We start from the raw sequence: 19,290 nt of genomic DNA, 5'->3' as shown, positions 1-19,290 counted from the left end.
AGGGTTGATTATATGGCAGCTCCACAACCAAAACCAGAGAATGTCCTATTCGGAGATTGGGGTGCATTTTTCTTTAATTATGGAGAAAAAGACGAACTTCCTGTAGGCGCTACACAAGGCGGTGGCTCATTTAAATACGAACCAGAGTTTAAAGAGATTGAATATGATGGTTCTCCAGGTGACACTATGGGGATGAAACGTATTACAAAATCAAAAACTCAAATTAGTTTTAAGACACTTGAATTTTTGGATAAAGAAAAAATCAAAAATTTTATTGCGGGTTTAAAAGTATCAGAAGAGACTGTTACAAAAGACGGGAAAACAATTAAGTACGACGTGATTGAAGCTACAGAACGTCTAACAAAAGATAGCTATCTTAAAAACGTAGCATGGGTTGGCGAAACTTTAGGTGGAGATATCGTTGAAATTATCGTATATAACGCATTATCTGACGGTTCATTAGAGCTAGGATTTGAAAACGAAAGTGAAGTTGTTCCAGAAGTGACATTCACAGGACATCGTGATCCAGAAAACATTCGAAAAGTACCATGGAAAAAACGTATTTTAACAGCAACAGAAGCAGCTGAATTAATACCAGCAGGTTAAAGAGTAGGGAAAATCCCTGCTCTTTTTATTTTAAGGAGGAATAAATGTGACTATTGCAATTCAAGAAAAAGAATACAAAGTGAGACAAATTCATGGCGGAGATTTATTTTCTGTAGTTCGTATTTTGAAGAAATCGAAATTTAAGGTTGATATTAACTTACTTAAAGATTTAATGACGGGCGTACGAAATAAAGAAGGCGCAACACAAGCTGATGTATTAGCTGCACAAGAGACTTTTGGGTACGACATTATCATGAAGTTTATTTTCGGATTAGAAGAAGCGGAACAAGAATTCTTTGAATTTGTAGCTGGACTTTTAGTTCATGAAGATGAAAATGATAAAAAAACATCTCCAGATTGGGAAACAATACGAACTTTAAATTTAGAAGAGTTAGTTAAGTTGTTTACTGCAATTAAAGATTCAGAAGTTGGATTGGTTAAGCTTTTTTCCAATGCGGTGAACTTGATGAAATAGACTTCATCGATACGTTAGCTTCTCGCTATCCAAATATGGAGTACATAAAGAGTTTGGATGCAGAAATAGTTATTAATTTGTATCTCACCGCAAAGAAAAAAGAGATGGACCGCATGTTATGGGAAGAATGGTGCGCCTTACAACCGTACTGTAATGAAACATTCCCTCAATTTAAACATAAGCGCGAAAATCCAACGCAAGAACAGGTAAAACAATACAACGATTCAATCGAACAAACACCGAAACAGAAACTCACAAAAGAAGAAGTGTTTGCTCGTGTTGCAAAAATCCGCGGAAAGGCGGGTGAATAAATGGAATTATTTAAGATGTTTGGGTCAATTTTCTTAAAGGATGATCAGTTACAAAGAGGATTGGCTAATGCAGAAAGAAGCGGGCAAAGGACCACAGGTATCTTAGGTCGTGGATTTGGTCAAGTTGGTGCTGCGGCAGCTGGTTTAGGTTCTTCTGTTGGTGGAGCTGCTATAGCTATGGGCGGATTAGTCGGCATCGCTGTCGGTGTCGGTGCCGCAGTTGCTGGTGTAGTTCATGTTGGTTCTGAGTACACAAAACAAATGTCAAAGGTAGAAGCTCTTTCGCGTTCGAACGGACTACAAATGGCTGAGCTTGGGGCTAACGCTCGTAAACTTGGTGCTGATACCAGATGGTCTGCTACCAACGTAGCCGAGGCCTATGAATATATGGCTCTCGCAGGTTGGGATTCTAACCAAATGATTGCAGCTAGTAAACCACTACTTGATTTAGCAACTGCTGGTGCATTAGACCTTGCAAAGGCTTCTGATATCGTAACAGATACAATGACACCATTCGGAATGAAGGCTTCTGAAGCAGGAAGAGCGGCCGATGTATTCGCGTTAGCCCAAGCGACTGCCAACTTAAATGTTGAACAACTCGGCGAGACCATGAAATACGCAGCTCCTGTAGCTGCTACATTCGGTTTAAACATCGAACAAACGGCAGCAATTGCTCAAATATTTGCAAATAACGGTATCAAAGCTTCTATGGCTGGTACTGCATTACGTGCCGGATTATCTCGTTTAGCTGCCCCGCCGAAAGAAGCAGCTAAATCATTATCAGCATTAAATGTAACTGTAAAGGATTCACAAGGTAATTTAAAACCAATGAATGAAATTATCGGTCAATTACACGATGGGTTCGGGAAGTTAACTGACGCTCAACAAATCGCTGCTGCAAAAGCAATCTTCGGTGAAGAAGCGTATGCAGGATGGATTCAAGTTATTAAAGGTGGTAAACCTGCCTTTGATGATATGGTAAATACCCTCGAAACTGCTGAAGGCTCTGCAAAGGTTATGGCTGAAACAATGGCAAATAACTTATCAGGTGCAGTTGATGGCGTTAAATCACAATTAGAAAATTTAGGACTTGTTGTTTTCTCGCATGTTGAACCAGCACTTGTTGCAATGACAAACGGAACAAATAGTGCTGTTAAATCTCTTACTGACTGGCTTGATCCATCTGGTAGAGCTGTTGAAGCAGCTAAGCTAATGCAACAAACTGATCAGCAGTTAGCTCAATCTAAAGCCATTCTTGATATGAATCTCAAAAAAGGGAAGATAACGCAAGAAGAGTATAATGAAAAACTTGCTTTATCTAAGAAGCACGCTGAAGATATGATGAATGCCGATGGTATGTTAGCTCAGAAAAAAGAAGAGTTAAAAATGAAGGTCGAGGAAGGGACCATGACTCAAGAAGAAGCCAATAAAATCCTCGACCAATCTGAAGTTGAATACCAGAAACTTCAACAGGGTATTGAGCAAACTCGCCAACGTCAAGAAGCGATGAATAAAGTATTCGAACCACTTCGTGATGCAATTGGAATCATCCAACAAGTTGGCGCTGCTATCGAGCAATTCTGGATTGCTGCAACTGGGGATAGGAATGCGCTAGTTGAAGGTTATGACATCCTTACTAAACTAGGGTTTTCAGCTAATGCAATTCAGTTTATACAAGAAACTACAGCGGCAGTGCAATATGGTGTAGAAACTATGAAAGCTCTCGTATCTGGTGATTGGGGAGCTGCTAGTAATTTATTGGATAAGTTAGGGTTTTCTCCAGAACAAAAAGTGGATATTATCATGTTCGTTCAGGATGTACATGCCCAATTAAGTAGTTTTATAGAAAATGTACAATCTCTAATCTCAGCTGCTGCTCCTGTAATTATGGGAATAATCGGGGCTACTTGGGATTTTATTAAAGGTGTATTCAATACAATAGCTCCTTACTTAATGCCTTTATTAACAGATGTGATGTCATTTGTGAACGGGATTATAGCAAAGATTGCGGCGTTTTGGAAAGAAAACGGGGATCAGATTGTCCAAGCTGTAAAAAATGCATTTGATCTTATAAAAGGCATTATTGAATTTGTAATGCCTGTTGTTCTATTCATTATTGAAGATGTATGGGGAAACATAAAAGGCGTTATAAATGGGGCCTTAGATATCATCTTAGGGACAATTAAACTATTTTCTTCCTTGCTGACTGGTGATTGGACCGGCGTATGGGATGCCATTAAACAGATTTTATCAGGAGCATGGGAATTCATTTGGAATTTCATTCAAATATGGGGTGTTGGAAAGGTACTTGGCATCATTGGCAAAATAGGCAGCAAAATGAAAGGGCTGTTTGGAGAAGCTTGGGATGGTGTAAAGAAGGTATTCTCTGACATGTTCGAGGGTATTTTTAAAAGCTCAGGAGACACCCTTACAGTGATAAAAGAAGTATTCGGAAAAGTGAAAGATGCAATCGCAACCCCATTTAAAAATGCTTGGGAAGGTGTTATGGAGTGGATTGATAAAATCAAAACAGGCGTTAAGAACATGTTTAGTGGTGTTCATATTCCTGTTCCGAAGATTAATATAAACGGATCATTAAACCCAGCGCGTTGGGCTGATGAAGGTTTGCCATCTTTCGACGTCAAATGGGCAGCGAATGGCGCTTTAATTAAACCGGGTAATCCGACATTGATTGGTGTTGGTGATGCAAGAGGATATGATGAAACAGTTTTACCGCTTCGCAAACAAACATTCGACGCGATTGCTAACGGAATAATGGGGTCTCTACCATTAACTCAACAAGCTGGAGCACAACAATATGCATCACAAGAAATTCAAATGTAATCCCATTGCAGGGTAAAAAACGCCCTGCATGGGCTCCTTTGGAACGTACATTCCTTGAAGTCCCTCACTATCCAGGTGGGCGTTTGATAAGAACACAAACAAAAATGAGAAAAATAATTATACCGGTTGCATTATTTTATGAATCTATGGAAGAGGCTGAAAAGTTAAAGGAAGAAATAGCTAATTGGCTTATTACAGATCAACCTCAAGAACTGATCTTTGATGATGAAAAAGATCGCACGTATTTGGCCCTTATTGATGAATCGTTTGACCCACAGCAATTAGTGAATTTAGGAGAAGGAGTCCTTACTTTTGTTTGTGAAATGCCATATAAGTTAGGACCTACTAAAACGGTAGAATTTGAAATGGATGGACGTGGGTTAATAGCAAATGTTCAAAATAAAGGTACTGTTCATTCTAATCCTATAATTGAGATTGAAATTACGAAACCGAACACTTTTTTAGATGTATGGTTTGGTGGGGTATCTTTAAGTGATCGAGATTATTTTCGTATTGGGATGCCGCTAAAAACTGTGGAAAAGCCTGTAGAAAGGAATCAAAGGCTTATATGGGATGAAATGGCCACTACGGTCGGATGGAGTAAAGTCAGCTCAATGGAAGATGGGGAACCGGTTGGTGAAATGAAATCAGATAAATATCAATTTTATTGTTCTGATTTTGGAACGGGAAAAGGATGGCACGGTGCAGCTGTTAAAAAAAGTATCCCTGGTGGCCCAGTAGAAGATTTTATCATGCAAGCTTACGTTACTTGTAAGAGCAAGAAAATCAATGAAATGGGACGAGTTGAGATAGCGATACTCGATGAAAACAGTAAAGTTCTTTCAAAAATTGCCATGAACGATCTCTATTGGCAAGCCGAACAAAATTTTGGAACGATGGTTATTGGATACGATAACAAACCAGGAAAAACAGGTTTAATTTATGAGAGTGGTGATTATCCAAATACATGGAATCAGTATTATGGTAGGTTGTGGATTGCTAGGACCGGAAATGTATGGGAGGCTTATATTTCAAAATTTCTTCCTGGAACAGAAAAAGATGATTCAGAACGCTTTGCGAGATGGACTGATAAAGACAATAAGCATATGGAAAAAGCAGCTCAAATACAGATTAGTATCATGCAGTGGCAGGATGTTCCACCAGTAGAAGCAATGACAGTTTCTGATTTAAAATTTTGGAAAGTGAATTTAAATAATCAAAATACACCTCCTTATATAGTAGATGTTGGTGATAAAGTTGTAATTGATACAGAAAATAGTCATGTAACAATTGAAGGGAAGAATGCGATTAATATTAAAGAGTTTTTCAGTAATTTTCCTGTCATTAATAAAGGGATTAATACATTAGAAATCATGCCTTCTGATATTGGCACAGCAAAGGTTACATATAGGGAGCGTTTTAGATGAGAACACCCAGCGGATTACTTCACGTTGTTGATTTTAAAACAGATCAAATTATATCAGCTATTCAACCAAAGGACTACTGGGCTGATAACCGTCATTGGGAAATCAAAAATAACATTGATACATTAGAATTCAAAACTTTTGACGGTACTCCACATGCAGTTACATTACAACAGCAGAACTTAGTTTTAAAGGAAGTGCGTGACGGTCGCATTATTCCATATGTTATCAATAATGAAGTAGAAAAAGACTCTGGTGATAGATCGCTCACTGTACATGCTTCTGGTGCCTGGGTTCAAATAGCCAAAGATGGGATTATTAAACCTCAACGCATAGAGAGTGAAACAGTTAATACGTTTATTGATATCGCTCTTACCGATTCGAAATGGCAACGTGGAATAACGGATTATTCATCCTTCCACACGATGACTATTGATGAATTCATCGATCCCCTCACTTTTTTAAAGAAAATTGCTGCTTTATTTGAGTTAGAAATCCAATATCGCGTCGAAGTAATGGGTTCCAAAATTACTGGATGGTACGTCGATATGATAAAGACACGAGGGAGAGAGACAGGGAAGGAAGTAACCCTGGGCAAAGACTTAGTGGGCGTTAGACGCATTGAACATTCCAGGGATATTTGCACAGCACTTGTCGGATTTGTACGAGGTGAAGGTGACAAACTTATCACAGTGGAAAGCATAAATAAAGAACTACCTTACATCGTCGATAATGACGCATTTCAGCGATGGAATGCGCATGGTAAACATAAATTTGGTTTCTACACTCCAGAAACAGAAGACCAAAATATGACACCACAACGATTAATGACTTTGATGAAGACTGAATTAAAGAAGCGTGTCAATACTTCAGTTTCTTATGAAGTAGAAGCACAATCGATTGGACGTATTTTCGGACTGGCACATGAACTAATTAACGAGGGCGATACAATCCGAATTAAAGATACGGGCTTCACACCTAAGTTATACCTTGAAGCACGTGTAATTGCCGGTGATGAATCTTTTACGGATCCTACACAAGATAAATATGTGTTTGGTGATTATCGTGAAATTACGGATCCGAACGAAGAGTTAAGAAAAATGTACAATAGGATTCGCGCTACTTTAGGAAATAAAGCAAATAAAGAATTGTTAGATAGATTAGAAGAACTTGTACAAGATACTGATAAAAAAGTAAATGAAGCACAGAAAGAGTCGAAAGCAGCGAAAGAGTTAGCAGAGAAAGTTCAAGAAAACTTGAAGAATAATACAGTAGAAATCATCGAGGCTGTGAATCCACCAACAACGAATCTTAAAATTGGTAAGACGATATGGCGAGATATTAGTAACGGTAAACCTGGTGTTTTAAAAGTGTGGAACGGTAAAGGTTGGGAAATCCTTATTCCTGATGTGGAATCAATTAAAAAAGATACACTGGAGCAGGTTAATAAGGATATTAAACTCGCAAAAGAAGAATTAAATAAGAAAGTGGAAGAAGCGCAAGAAGAAACCACTGGACAATTTAATCAAGTAACAGAAAGCCTTCAAAAAGTTACGAGAACTATTTCTGATGTACAAAGAGATCAAGGTGAAATTGATAAAAAAGTAACCAAGTTTGAACAGGATTCTGAGGGATTTAAAACTTCTATTGAAACATTAACGAAAAATGGTACTGATACTACAAGTAAAATCAACACCTTAGTAAATGATGTGGACGGAAATAAGAGAGTTATCTCTGAAGTTAAAGAAAGTGTAGCAAACTTTAATGACGATGTAAGAAATTTGTTAGTCGGTTCTAAATCCTATGATGGAGCTTTGACCATTGCGCAAGCAGACAATCGTTGGTGGCTTAAGTCAGCAGATAAAGTCAAAATTTCGAAGGATGTTTTTCAAGGAAATACAGTTGTAGAAACTCAATCATCATGGACCGCTTTAGCTTATAACTTCAAAGATTTAGTAGATCGAAAAGTTGTAAAAGTAGGAGATAAAGTAACCTATTCAATTTTTATTCGTGTAAAAGGTTTACCGGATGGTCAAGATTTACAACACACTTTCTATTTTGCGCCAGGTGCTACCGGAATCCGTCCAAATAAATCTACTAATCAATGGCAAAGAGTAAGCGTTTCGTTTACAGTGACAGCAAGTATGATGTCATCACCGGGAACGGATAACGAGAGTCATTTTCGTGTAGAGCCCGATGCAAATCCTCCTGCTGGTTGTTGGTATCAGCAGAGTTCACCACAATTGACTATAGGCAGTAAAGATTATTCGTGGCGACCTGCTCCTGAAGATATTGCAGATGGGAATGTTTTAACCAAGGTAACAACAGAGATCAAAGAAGCAGCAGGGAAGATTAGTGAAAAGTTAACAAAAGTAGAAACAAAGGTTAATAACGATAAATCTGGAGGACGTAATCTGTTATTAGATTCAAATACTAAATACGAAAAAATAGATTATCTAATCAATCCATATTCCCTAACTGAAAATTTTGTTGCAGGTGAGGAATATACTTTTGTAATTAAAGGAAGTGTCCCGCAGGGCCAACAATTTGGAATTTGGCAGAATGGTGGTACAAATCATGTTGGATATGCAACAAGTGCCTATGCTAACGGAATAACTTATGTAACTTTTAAAGCTGTTGCAACTACAAGTGGGAATGAACGGAGATTAAACTTATATAATTATCCAAATAATGCTACAAAGGCAATTGTAGAATGGGTTGCTTTATATAAAGGGAATAAGCCACAGGATTGGACACCAGCTCCAGAAAATCAAGTAACGAATAATGAATTCACTAAGAAAACAACAGAGATTGAAAAAAGTGTGGATGGTATTAAAGAAAGTATTAAAACGGTAGAAAAAACACAAACCTCTTTTGATGAACGTGTTAACACTGTGGAAAAGAATGCAGAAGGAACAACTGCAAGTGTTAAGAAATTACAGGAAACACAAACTGCGCAAGGAAAGACGATTAGTGAGGCTACAACAACAATAGGTCAACATTCTGAAGCATTAAAGTTAACAATGAAAAAGAAAGATGTTGAGGATTATGTTGGTGGATTGGGTTCTATAAATGATCTACGGAACGCTGCGTTCGTTCAGGGCTTCAAATACTGGTCACAAAATGGTAATAGTGCTGTTATTGACTCTTCTGTAACATACAGAGGTTATACAACGGCTAAATTACATGCGACTGGATTGAATGAAGATAAATGGTATAGCCTTCATCAAACGATAGACGTAACTGCTGGTGAAGACATTGTAGCTTCGGGTTACTTTATGTCCAATAACATAGGACAAGGTTTCGTGTTAGAAATTGAGTATCTAAATGCCCAAGGTATCCGAGTTTCACAATCATCAATTGGTATCGATGTAACTGCAAATTCTAATTGGATTAGAGCTGTTATTGCCGGAACAGTTCCAGTTGGAGCTGTTAAAGCGCGTTATAAACCATGGGTGAGAAGAAATGGGACCTTATGGATTGCGTTACCTATGTTACAGCGTGGTAAAATAGCTACTGAATTTTGGTTACATCCGAAAGATCAAACGGATGTTGACAAAATGCTGGAAGATATAGCTAATAGAGTAGCTACTGAAGATTACAATAAAAAAGTAACGGACATTGAGAGGGAAATAAAAGCTACAGCGGATGGCGTCGAAATAACATCGAAGAAACAAGAAAAGTTTATTAATGAGACTTACGCCGCTTATGTAAAAGAAACGGGTTCTAAACTTAAGGTTCTTGATGAAGGAATCCTTGCAGAAGTTAAAAAAGGGAATATCATTGCAGCTATTAACTTTTCATCGGAAAAATTAGAAATTGATGTTTCAAAGGTAGCCATTAATGCCGATACAATGGTGAAATGGCTAACAGCAAAAGGTATTGATACGAATCTGATTAGAATTAACGGTGATAAGATAACCATTGATAAAGATGGTGTAACTGTTAAAATGCTAGACTTTCTATTCCAAGACGAATGGGGAACAAAAACAACTGCAGTATCAAGAAGAAATCTAATAGCAGATCCCGATTTTTCTAGTGTTACAAAGAAAAACATTGGACATAACGATTATTATGGGTTTGAAGGTGGATACGGTCTTACTTGGAAGTCATGGGGAAATGTCGTAATAGAAAAGAATACACATATATTCGATTACGAGCAAATGGTGAATGCTGCAAGGGTAGATATGTATAACTACCCAGAAGCAATTGTGAATAATGGGATACATCCTGGTAACGAATATACAGTTTCTGCTCACTTTAGAACGTCTATGATAAATGGTGTACGTAAAACAGGAAAACCACGTTTACAAGTATGCTGCGTTAAATTCCGAGACAATGTAAGTTACGATATATGGAATGAACAAAAAATGGACTTTCCTGAACCGTCGACATTTTATGGAGAAATCAGAAGATACTCTTTCACTTTCAAAGTGCCGACCAACTATATTCCACAACAACACGCATTGATTATTAAAGTTTGTTCTGGAAATGCCGACATGAGACAAGGGACAGCGATTTGTGTAAGTGGTGTAACGCTATACAGTGGCAAATATGCATCTATGTATAATTGGGATCGTGCAGCAGCAGAAAGAGCAGATGGTATTCAGCCGTTTAACGCACTTGCTGTAGGTGGTGTGAATAACAATATAGCTCCAGCACCAGACGGACAAACGTTTGATATAAGTACTGAAAAAGAAGTGAAAATCTTTAGGAATATACGAGCAATGCAGGGAGTTAACTTGGGTGGCGGTGGATTCCAACAATGGGGTCATATTCGTTTTACAGACGGTAATATGGGATCGGGTTTTTATGCGAGTACTCCAAGCGGTTGGAAATTTAACGCACTTGGATAGAAAGGAGAAGTAAGAATGAATAAAAATCAAATGATGCCACTTCAAGCAGGTGAAAGTTTTCCTTTTATGGGGAGATTGGTGGATGCAGAGCGCACAGATACAGGGATTTTTGTTCAAATACCTGCTGATATGTTAAATAATGCAGGTCTTCTAAACGGTGTTAGCAGGGTTGAAGTATGGAGAGAGATGGATGGGACAGTAAAGTTTCGAATTGCTACGCTGTGTGAAATATGTAAACGCGGAGCACGTTTGTACCCACTAGATATGGGATTTGCGAAAAAGAACATTTGTTTAGAGTGTTATGCATCACTTACAGGAAATTATCCATCTCAAGAACCGCCAACACCAACTAATGAAAATAACACACAAACAGAGCAGGAGCAGCAATAGCTGGTCTTTTTTTATTGCTAAAAAAGGAGATGAAAAGATGGATCGTATTGATGTATTATTAAAAACCTTTATTGCCACTTTCGGTGGCTTTTGCGGGTATTTCTTGGGAGGATGGGATACAACATTGAAAATCTTAGTGACGATGGCAGTTATTGATTATTTAACTGGCATGATTGCAGCAGGATATAACGGAGAATTAAAAAGTAAAGTGGGTTTCAAAGGCATCGCCAAAAAGGTGGTGCTTTTTCTTTTGGTAGGAGCGGCAGCTCAACTAGATTCGGCACTAGGAAGCAATAGCGCTATTCGTGAAGCGACAATCTTTTTCTTTATTGGAAATGAGTTGCTTTCACTTTTAGAAAATGCAGGGCGTATGGGAATACCTTTGCCTTCAGCTTTAACAAATGCAGTCGAAATTTTAGGCGGTAAACAAAAACAAGAAGAGAAAAAGGGAGATGTTCAATAATGGAAATCAGAAAAATGTTAGTACCAGAAAGTCGTTATTCAGTTTTATGTCCAAATCCAATGAATCCAACGGAAATTACATTCCACAATACTTACAATGATGCTACAGCATTAAACGAACGTAATAATGTCGCTAACAATAGTACAGGTACTTCGTTCCATATCGCTGTAGATGACAAAGAAGCTATTCAATTAATTCCTTTTGATAGAAATGCCTGGCATGCAGGAGATGGGAATGGACAAGGTAACCGTCATAGTATCGGAGTAGAGATTTGTTATTCTATGTCAGGTGGGGAAAGGTATCGTAAAGCTGAATTAAATGCGATTCAAGTAATTCGTCAGTTAATGGATATGTTCAACATTCCAATTTCTAAAGTTAAAACACATCAAGAGAGAAATGGAAAGTATTGTCCTCATAGAATGATTAATGAAGGGCGTGTACAGTGGTTTAAACAACAGTTAGTTTCTGGTGCAACAATTCAAAATCCAGAAACACCACAAATTCCACAACCACCAATTACAAGTGGGACAGGCATCGTTTATATTACTGGTAAAAACGTGAACTTACGAAAAGGACCAGGTACTCAATATGATTCAATTAGAAAGCTAAATGCACCTGAAAATTATAAAGTATGGGGACGTTCTGGAGGATGGCTTAATTTAGGTGGCGATCAGTGGGTTTATGAAAACTCAGAATGGTTATATTTTGAAGCAGATGGACAATCATCCGAAACTTTAGTAGCAGACAAACGAGTTGTTTCTAAGGTAAATGGTCTCAGATTCTATTCTAGACCTTCTTGGACCGATTCTGATGTTGCTGGTACTGTAGATGTAGGTTTAGGGTTTACTATTATTGATAAAGTAGAGGTAAATGGTTCTCCACAATATAAAGTGAAAAACTCAAAAGGTAACATCTTCTACATTACAGCTAGTCCTACTTATGTAGAAATTAAATGAGAACGGTATTGACATTTTATATTTGGATATTGTACATTATAAATGTTGTTTTTTGATAGCGCACTGTTTGTTCTAATTTTTCTACTACATTGTTGCTTAGGTAATGTAGTGTTATCAAAAAAGAGTTCTCCAACATATATTTTTAAAAATCCCCTTCTATATTTAGAGGGGGATTTTTTTATTTTTATATAATTAAAATTTACTTTTAGATAATGCCTTTAATATCGGATTTATAATTCTGCTAATTAAACGAAATCCCCTGAATATAGATTGAACAACCTTCATAATAATCGTCCCCCTTAAATTAAATAAATCATACCAATTCAATACAATATTTGTAAACATTCATTTTAATTTATTGACAGAATAGAACGATTGTTCTATAATCCTGTTACAAACAAATGTTCTGGAAAGGGGCAATTCATGTGGCAATAATTGAAAATACAACTCAAGGAAAAGAGAAGGCATTAGAAGAAGCTCTGAAGAAAATTGTAAAAGAATTTGGCACAGGTGCTATTATGAAACTGGGCGAGCGCCCTGAACAAAAGATATCGGTTGTATCAAGTGGTTCTATAGGATTAGATATCGCATTAGGCGTTGGTGGATACCCGAAAGGTCGTATTACTGAAATATATGGCCCTGAGTCTTCAGGGAAGACAACACTAGCATTACACGCAATTGCAGAAGCGCAAAAAGAAGGTGGAACAGCGGCATTTATTGATGCAGAGCATGCACTTGATCCTATTTATGCACAGAAGTTAGGTGTGAATATTGATGAACTGCTCATGTCACAACCAGACACAGGAGAGCAAGCATTAGAGGTTGCAGAAGCTCTAGTTAGAAGTGGGGCTGTAGATATCATTGTAATAGATTCTGTAGCTGCTCTAGTCCCGAAAGCGGAAATTGATGGGGACATGGGAGATTCGCATATGGCCTTACAAGCTAGATTGATGGGACAAGCTCTAAGAAAACTTTCAGGAGCAGTGTCTAAAAATGGAGTAATAGCTATATTTTTGAATCAACTTAGAGAAAAAGTTGGCGTTTCTTTCGGGAGTCCCGAGACGACACCAGGTGGTAGAGCGTTAAAGTTCTATTCGACAATCCGACTAGATGTACGTCGAGGGGAGCAGTTGAAAGGAAAAGATAGTGAAGTTTTAGGGAATAAAACAAAAGTGAAAGTAGTAAAAAATAAAGTTGCTCCACCATTTAGGAATCTGGAATTTGATATTCTGTATGGGGAAGGAATCTCCTTAGAGGGAGAGCTTATTGATATTGGTGTAGAATTAGATATTGTTCAGAAAAGTGGGGCATGGTACTCGTATCAAGAAGAACGTCTTGGACAGGGTAGAGACAATGCCAAACAATTTCTGAAAGAGAATGAAAACATACGTAATTCTGTTCGAAATGAAATTTATGAATACTATTCTCCAAAAGAAGACTCTGTTGTTGTAAAAGCGGAGCTTATAAAAGAAAATGAGCCTAGCACTTTAAAAGAATCTGAATAAGGTTATATAAAGAGAATCTTAAAATAAAATTGATGTTATGTATATTTAAAAAGTTGGAACACCTAGTCATTAAAAACTGGGTGTTTTTTATATGCTCATAAATTCATTGTCAAAATAGAGCTTGTCCATTAAGTTATTTACAATCCCATTGAAATAAGCGAATTATACTTCCTCCACACTTAATATAATCCCATTTCGTCAGCTTCTTCTTTAGATATTTTATAATATACACCTGGAGTAAAAGGGTTGTCTATTGTCTTTGTGGAAGGTATTTTTGAGCCATCAACCTCTAGCCAATTATAAAATATTCCATCATTAGTGCATGCACTAGGCTTACGATTTGCAAGATTATGTATCTTTTTAAAGCTATCAATGTAGTTATAGACCATGCTTTTAAATGTGTTTGTAAAGTATCCGATTGGGTTTTTCATAAGCTCTCCATTGTGTTCAACTTCATGAGTTTTAGAGAATAAAGCAACAGATGCATTCGCAAGGATATTGTTAAATACATCCTTGTCAGATAACAAACTAAACTTCTTAGCGGCTTTTTTAGCGATATTTAAAGCATTGCTAAAGGATTCGTTAATAACATTTGAATCAAATGCAGTTGCTAATTTCATTCGCATAGATTGTGGAACTCGATAATCGATAAAATCATTATCATTGACATTAGATTGAGACTCGTTGCTATTACGTATATTTATATCTTTAATCTTTTGTTTTAAAGAAATAGTAGTTGTTTTATTGGTGTGACAAAAATCATCATTTTTAGCAGGTTCAGGTGTGACAATCTGTTCCTCCACAATGATTGGTTGAATAACAATAGCGTTACTTGTTTGTCTCATATCGCTATTACGCTTCATTTCTAGCTGTTTAATAATGCCTAGAGACTCTAAGCGTAGGCATACTCTAATAACCGTTCTCCGGCTAATCTCAAGAGCCTCAGCAATCTTCTTTTTGGTTTTAAAAGATACACCGAAGAATTTAGCAGAATGGTTGTGTAGGTGATTTAATACCGCTAATTGATTTTTATTTAACTGATCCGCAAATTTTTCTTTATATGTACGAACAGTATCGTTTAATTCTTTAATAGTTTTAAATGTTGATAGGTTTTCATATGTTTCATTTCCAGCAATAATTGTAATTCCTTTTTTCTTTTCCATAACGGTTTGTCTCCTTCTCGGAAACAAAAAAGCAACGTCACCAATAATTTGGTAAACGTTGCTTAATAGACCCTGCATGATGTACAATAATTCATGAGAGTATAGCAAGTGTTTACCTGGCGCAATCAGGTGGACGGTATATAGAGTGTTGATCGCACTGTATATACACGCTGTGCTCTTTTGTTTATATGTTGTGTGGTACTCATATGGTACTTGTTTATTTTTATTTGAGTGTTTTAGATGGAAATAAGCGTTTTATACGTTTTAAAAGTGTTTATTTATCAGTGTGTGTTCTTATGTGATACTTTTTGTAAGTTGAGTGGGAATAGTATTTATAAAAAGGTCCATCTATTGCTTATGCATAGATGGATCTTTTTTATTTTGGCATTAATACGAACGAAACTATAAAAGTTTATGAAAATGTTCGTTTTTAAATTGACAAAACTACTTCGTCGAGTTAATATGATTATGTAATTCAAACGAAAAGTGAATATTATAGCCGTCGTATAATATCGGGGATATGGCCCGAAAGTTTCTACCTAGCTACCGTAAATGGCTTGACTACGAGGCGTTTGTATAAAGATGAGGGGAAACTTGTCTTTGTTTATAGAACGCTTCCATGTATATATGCAATGGAAGCCTTTTTTATTTCTCGGGATAAAAGAGGGCTAGGGTGAAATACGGCGAGTAATCATATAACGGGGGAAACATAGGATGAAACGCTATTTTCAGTTTGATGAGCTCGGTACGAATTATAAGACTGAGTTCATAGCAGGGTTAACGACATTTCTATCTATGGCTTACGTACTATTTGTCAATCCTGCTACGCTGTCGCTTGGAAATGTTAAAGGGTTACCAGCAGGTACAGGGATGGATCCAGGTGCAGTATTCGTTGCTACGGCATTAGCGGCAGCGATCGGTTCGTTAATTATGGGTATTTTCGCGAAGTATCCAATTGCTTTAGCGCCAGGTATGGGGATTAACGCGTTCTTTGCTTATACAGCAGTCTTAACGATGGGTATTCCGTGGCAAACGGCCATTGCCGGAACATTAATGTCAGGTATTATCTTTATTATTCTTACTGCTTCAGGTATTCGTGAAAAAATCATTAATGCAATTCCATCGGAGTTAAAGTTTGCAGTAGCAGCAGGTATTGGATTATTCATTGCTTTCCTTGGATTCCAAAATGCCGGAATTATCGTGAAAAACGATGCGGTTCTTGTTGGGTTGGGGGACTTAACAAAGGGCACAACGTTACTAGCAATCTTCGGGGTTGTTACTACGATCATCTTCATGATTAAGAAAGTTAATGGTGCAGTATTCTACGGTATGATTCTTACAGCGATCTTAGGAGTTGCAACAGGATTAATTGATACTCCGAAAGCTGTGGTGGGAGCAATACCAAGTCTAGAACCAACGTTCGGCGTGGCGTTAACGCACTTCGGAGATATTTTCACAGTTCAAATGGGGATTGTTATTATAACGTTCTTCTTTATCGATTTCTTTGATACAGCAGGTACGCTTGTAGCGGTTGCAAATCAAGCAGGGTTAATGAAGAACAATAAATTACCACGTGCAGGAAAAGCGTTATTTGCAGATGCGATTGCAACTGTAATTGGTGCGATTTTAGGTACATCAACAACAACGTCTTACATTGAATCGTCTGCAGGGGTAGCAGCAGGAGGACGTTCTGGATTTACAGCAGTTGTAACAGCAGGATTCTTCTTACTGGCACTATTCTTCTCGCCATTATTAAGTGTTGTAACGCCAGCTGTAACGGCACCGGCTTTAATTATTGTAGGAATCTTGATGGTTTCTTCCTTAGGGGAAATTGATTGGAAGAAATTCGAGATTGCAGTACCAGCATTCTTTACAATTATCTCTATGCCACTTACGTATAGTATCGCAACTGGGATTGCCATTGGATTTATCTTCTATCCAATTACAATGGTTGTGAGTGGTCGTCGTAAAGAGGTTCATCCAATTATGTATGTTATGGGAGTTTTATTCGTACTATATTTCATCTACGTTCGTAAATAAAAGGGGTTTTTTAAAGGTCTAGACTTAAGGGGAGTCTAGACCTTTTTGCGTCTTCAGAAAATCTTAAGGATTTCCGAGCGTTTTTCTTCAGAAGTTTTCCTATAATAGAAGTTAGGGATTAAAAAAGTGATGGGGGAGATATTGTGGCACACGAAACAATACTTGTCGTAGATGATGAAAAAGAAATTCGGAATTTAATTACAATCTATTTAAAGAATGAAGGATATAAAGTATTACAAGCGGGAGACGGAGAAGAAGGATTACGTCTATTGGAAGAAAATGAAATACATCTAGTCGTATTAGATATTATGATGCCGAAAGTGGATGGTATTCATATGTGTATGAAGGTAAGGGAAGCGAAAGAAATGCCTATTATTATGCTTTCTGCCAAAACGCAAGATATGGATAAGATTTTAGGATTAACAACAGGGGCAGATGATTACGTAACGAAGCCCTTTAATCCATTAGAGTTAATTGCACGAATTAAATCTCAGTTACGCCGTTATATGAAAATGAATGGTTTCGCTGTCCAAAATGAGGACGAGTTAGAAATTGGGGAGATGAAAATCAACATCTCGACCCATAAAGTTGTTGTAGAGGGAGAAGAAGTGAAACTAACTCCGAGGGAATTTTCAATTTTAGAATTGCTAGCTAGAAATCCAGGTATGGTGTTTAGTGCGGAGCAAATTTATGAAAAGGTGTGGAACGAACGATCTTTCCAGTCTGATAATACTGTAATGGTGCACATTCGGAAAGTGCGTGAAAAGATTGAGGAGAATCCAAGGAAACCTAGATATATAAAAACAGTATGGGGAGTGGGGTATAAGATTGAAAAAGATATTTAATCCGTTTACTTATATAAGGAAAATAAGAGAATTAATTGAGAAATTAGTAAAGAGCGTACGAAAGAGTATAAGGATTCAATTGATTACTACTTTTGCTGCTTGTGCGTTATTAGGAGTTTTGTCAGCGAAGGGAGCTGCGCCATTTTTTGAGAATGCGAATCGTCAAGCAACTATCGATTATCGGGCTGGTATGGAACAAATTAATCACCAAGCTCAAGGAGCGGCAAATAGTTCGGTTCATGAAAATAAATTAGAAGCTATATCAAATATGATCGAAATGGAGAACCAAAATTTAGAGCAAGGGTCTAGAGCTTTAAAGATATTGGTTACTGATGAAAGTGGTAAAGTTTTATATAAAACAAAGCAAGCGCAAGAAGAGCAAATCGATTTGCATAATACGATTCGTAATGCAGCATCATTTGCGATTAATTATACAGATGGTAGAAATGTATTTGAAAGTACAAGAAAAGAGTTTATATCTTTTTCACCTATTACTATTGAAGGAAAGAATTTGTACATGTTTGTTAGCGGAATTCCAGAGGGAGAGGTAATGTATGACACGAAAGAAGGGCCATTCCCGTTTTTAATTGGTGTTCTTGTATTCATTTTCTCTTTCTTCTATATAACAAAGAGAAAGATGAAGCAGATTGAAGCAATGGCACAAGGTGTAAAGGAAATAGAAAGAGGCAACTTAGCGTACCGCATTGAGAAAAAAGGTGAAGATGAGATTGCAGCTTTAACTGAGAATATTAATAATATGGCAGAAGAGCTTATGAATAATATAGAAAAGGAACGTAAATTAGAGAAGCAAAAGAATGAGCTTATTACGAATGTATCTCACGATTTACGCACACCGCTGACTTCTATTATGGGCTACTTACGATTACTTCGAGATTCTAAATATGAAAATAAAGAACAACACGATGAGTATACGAGAATTGCTTTTGCAAAGTCGGAGCAGTTAAAAAATTTAATAGAAGATTTATTTGAGTATACGAAGTTAACAAATGAACAAGTTGTATTAGAAAAACAGGAAGTTTGTATGAATGAGCTACTCGAGCAATTAATAGAAGAGTTAGTACCGCAGGCGGAAGAACATGGACTTACGTTTGTTAAGAAGTTTCCTGAGGAACGTGCTTATGCATCGATTGATTCGGAAAAGATGGTTCGTGTATTTGATAATTTACTAATGAATGCGATTAAGTATAGTAAAGATGATGCAGATATAAAAGTTTCTCTTCAAAGGCAGCGTAGGGATATACAAATTGTAATTGCGAATCATAGTGAAGAGTTTACGAGAGAAGAGTTAGCGAATTTGTTTGAACGTTTCTATAAGAAGGATCAATCTCGAAGTAGAGTAACGGAAGGGTCGGGACTCGGTTTAGCGATTGCGAAAAGTATTGTTGAGTTAC

Annotated in this window: 14 protein-coding genes and 1 riboswitch (1 of these 15 only partly in view); of the genes, 13 read left to right on the top strand and 1 reads right to left on the bottom strand. The window is 37.1% G+C overall.

Annotation, left to right across the window (positions count from 1 at the left end; genetic code table 11):
* The first annotated feature begins 12 nt into the window (after positions 1–12).
* From QCI79_RS11685 to recA, 10 genes are all read left to right on the top strand, one after another.
* Entirely contained in the window at positions 13–606 is a 594-nt protein-coding gene (locus QCI79_RS11685; RefSeq protein WP_016049857.1) for a hypothetical protein, read from the top strand.
* Between the two features lie 46 nt (positions 607–652).
* On the top strand, positions 653–1,081 hold the full coding sequence (locus QCI79_RS11680; protein ID WP_016049858.1) for a hypothetical protein: 429 nt from the start codon (positions 653–655) through the stop codon (positions 1,079–1,081).
* Between the two features lie 53 nt (positions 1,082–1,134).
* Positions 1,135–1,392 (top strand): hypothetical protein, encoded by a 258-nt coding sequence (locus QCI79_RS11675; protein ID WP_016090412.1) that lies wholly within the window; start codon positions 1,135–1,137, stop codon positions 1,390–1,392.
* Positions 1,393–4,236, top strand: a complete 2,844-nt coding sequence (locus QCI79_RS11670; protein WP_353842242.1) for a phage tail tape measure protein — start codon at positions 1,393–1,395, stop codon at positions 4,234–4,236. It abuts the gene before it with no gap.
* On the top strand, positions 4,209–5,663 hold the full coding sequence (locus QCI79_RS11665; RefSeq protein WP_353842257.1) for a distal tail protein Dit: 1,455 nt from the start codon (positions 4,209–4,211) through the stop codon (positions 5,661–5,663). The genes QCI79_RS11670 and QCI79_RS11665 overlap by 28 nt, the downstream gene beginning before the upstream one ends.
* Positions 5,660–10,516, top strand: a complete 4,857-nt coding sequence (locus tag QCI79_RS11660; RefSeq protein ID WP_048549193.1) for a phage tail spike protein — start codon at positions 5,660–5,662, stop codon at positions 10,514–10,516. Before QCI79_RS11665 ends, QCI79_RS11660 begins: the two co-directional genes overlap by 4 nt.
* Before the next feature lie 15 nt (positions 10,517–10,531).
* On the top strand, positions 10,532–10,906 hold the full coding sequence (locus QCI79_RS11655; RefSeq protein ID WP_048549194.1) for a hypothetical protein: 375 nt from the start codon (positions 10,532–10,534) through the stop codon (positions 10,904–10,906).
* Positions 10,907–10,943: 37 nt separating this feature from the next.
* Positions 10,944–11,369, top strand: a complete 426-nt coding sequence (locus QCI79_RS11650; protein WP_000373898.1) for a phage holin family protein — start codon at positions 10,944–10,946, stop codon at positions 11,367–11,369.
* Positions 11,369–12,325: an N-acetylmuramoyl-L-alanine amidase gene (locus tag QCI79_RS11645; RefSeq protein WP_021729802.1), complete on the top strand. Its 957-nt coding sequence runs from the start codon at positions 11,369–11,371 to the stop codon at positions 12,323–12,325. The genes QCI79_RS11650 and QCI79_RS11645 overlap by 1 nt, the downstream gene beginning before the upstream one ends.
* Positions 12,326–12,726: 401 nt before the next feature.
* Positions 12,727–13,830, top strand: coding sequence for a recombinase RecA (recA, locus tag QCI79_RS11640; protein WP_042596926.1), 1,104 nt, complete (start codon positions 12,727–12,729; stop codon positions 13,828–13,830).
* A 179-nt stretch (positions 13,831–14,009) separates the two neighbouring features.
* On the opposite strand, the gene QCI79_RS11635 is transcribed toward recA, so the two are convergent.
* Positions 14,010–14,993, bottom strand: a complete 984-nt coding sequence (locus tag QCI79_RS11635) for a helix-turn-helix domain-containing protein (RefSeq protein WP_042596929.1) — start codon at positions 14,991–14,993, stop codon at positions 14,010–14,012.
* Positions 14,994–15,475: 482 nt separating this feature from the next.
* Positions 15,476–15,577: riboswitch (purine riboswitch) on the top strand.
* Positions 15,578–15,707: 130 nt separating this feature from the next.
* Here QCI79_RS11635 and QCI79_RS11630 point away from each other — a divergent pair.
* From QCI79_RS11630 to ampS, 3 genes are all read left to right on the top strand, one after another.
* Positions 15,708–17,033: an NCS2 family permease gene (locus QCI79_RS11630; RefSeq protein ID WP_000833096.1), complete on the top strand. Its 1,326-nt coding sequence runs from the start codon at positions 15,708–15,710 to the stop codon at positions 17,031–17,033.
* A 143-nt stretch (positions 17,034–17,176) separates the two neighbouring features.
* Entirely contained in the window at positions 17,177–17,878 is a 702-nt protein-coding gene (locus QCI79_RS11625) for a response regulator transcription factor (protein WP_000929880.1), read from the top strand.
* Positions 17,862–19,290 carry the 5' portion of an aminopeptidase AmpS gene (gene ampS / locus QCI79_RS11620; protein WP_000719210.1) on the top strand. Its footprint extends 77 nt past the window's final position, so 1,429 of the gene's 1,506 nt are visible here — the first part of the coding sequence; its start codon is at positions 17,862–17,864; the stop codon falls past the right edge of the window. The genes QCI79_RS11625 and ampS overlap by 17 nt, the downstream gene beginning before the upstream one ends.

Source organism: Bacillus cereus group sp. MG1 (assembly GCF_040460035.1).
GTDB lineage: Bacteria > Bacillota > Bacilli > Bacillales > Bacillaceae_G > Bacillus_A > Bacillus_A cereus.
Note: the sequence above shows the minus strand (reverse complement) of the source record. Positions and strands in the feature narration are given on the sequence as shown.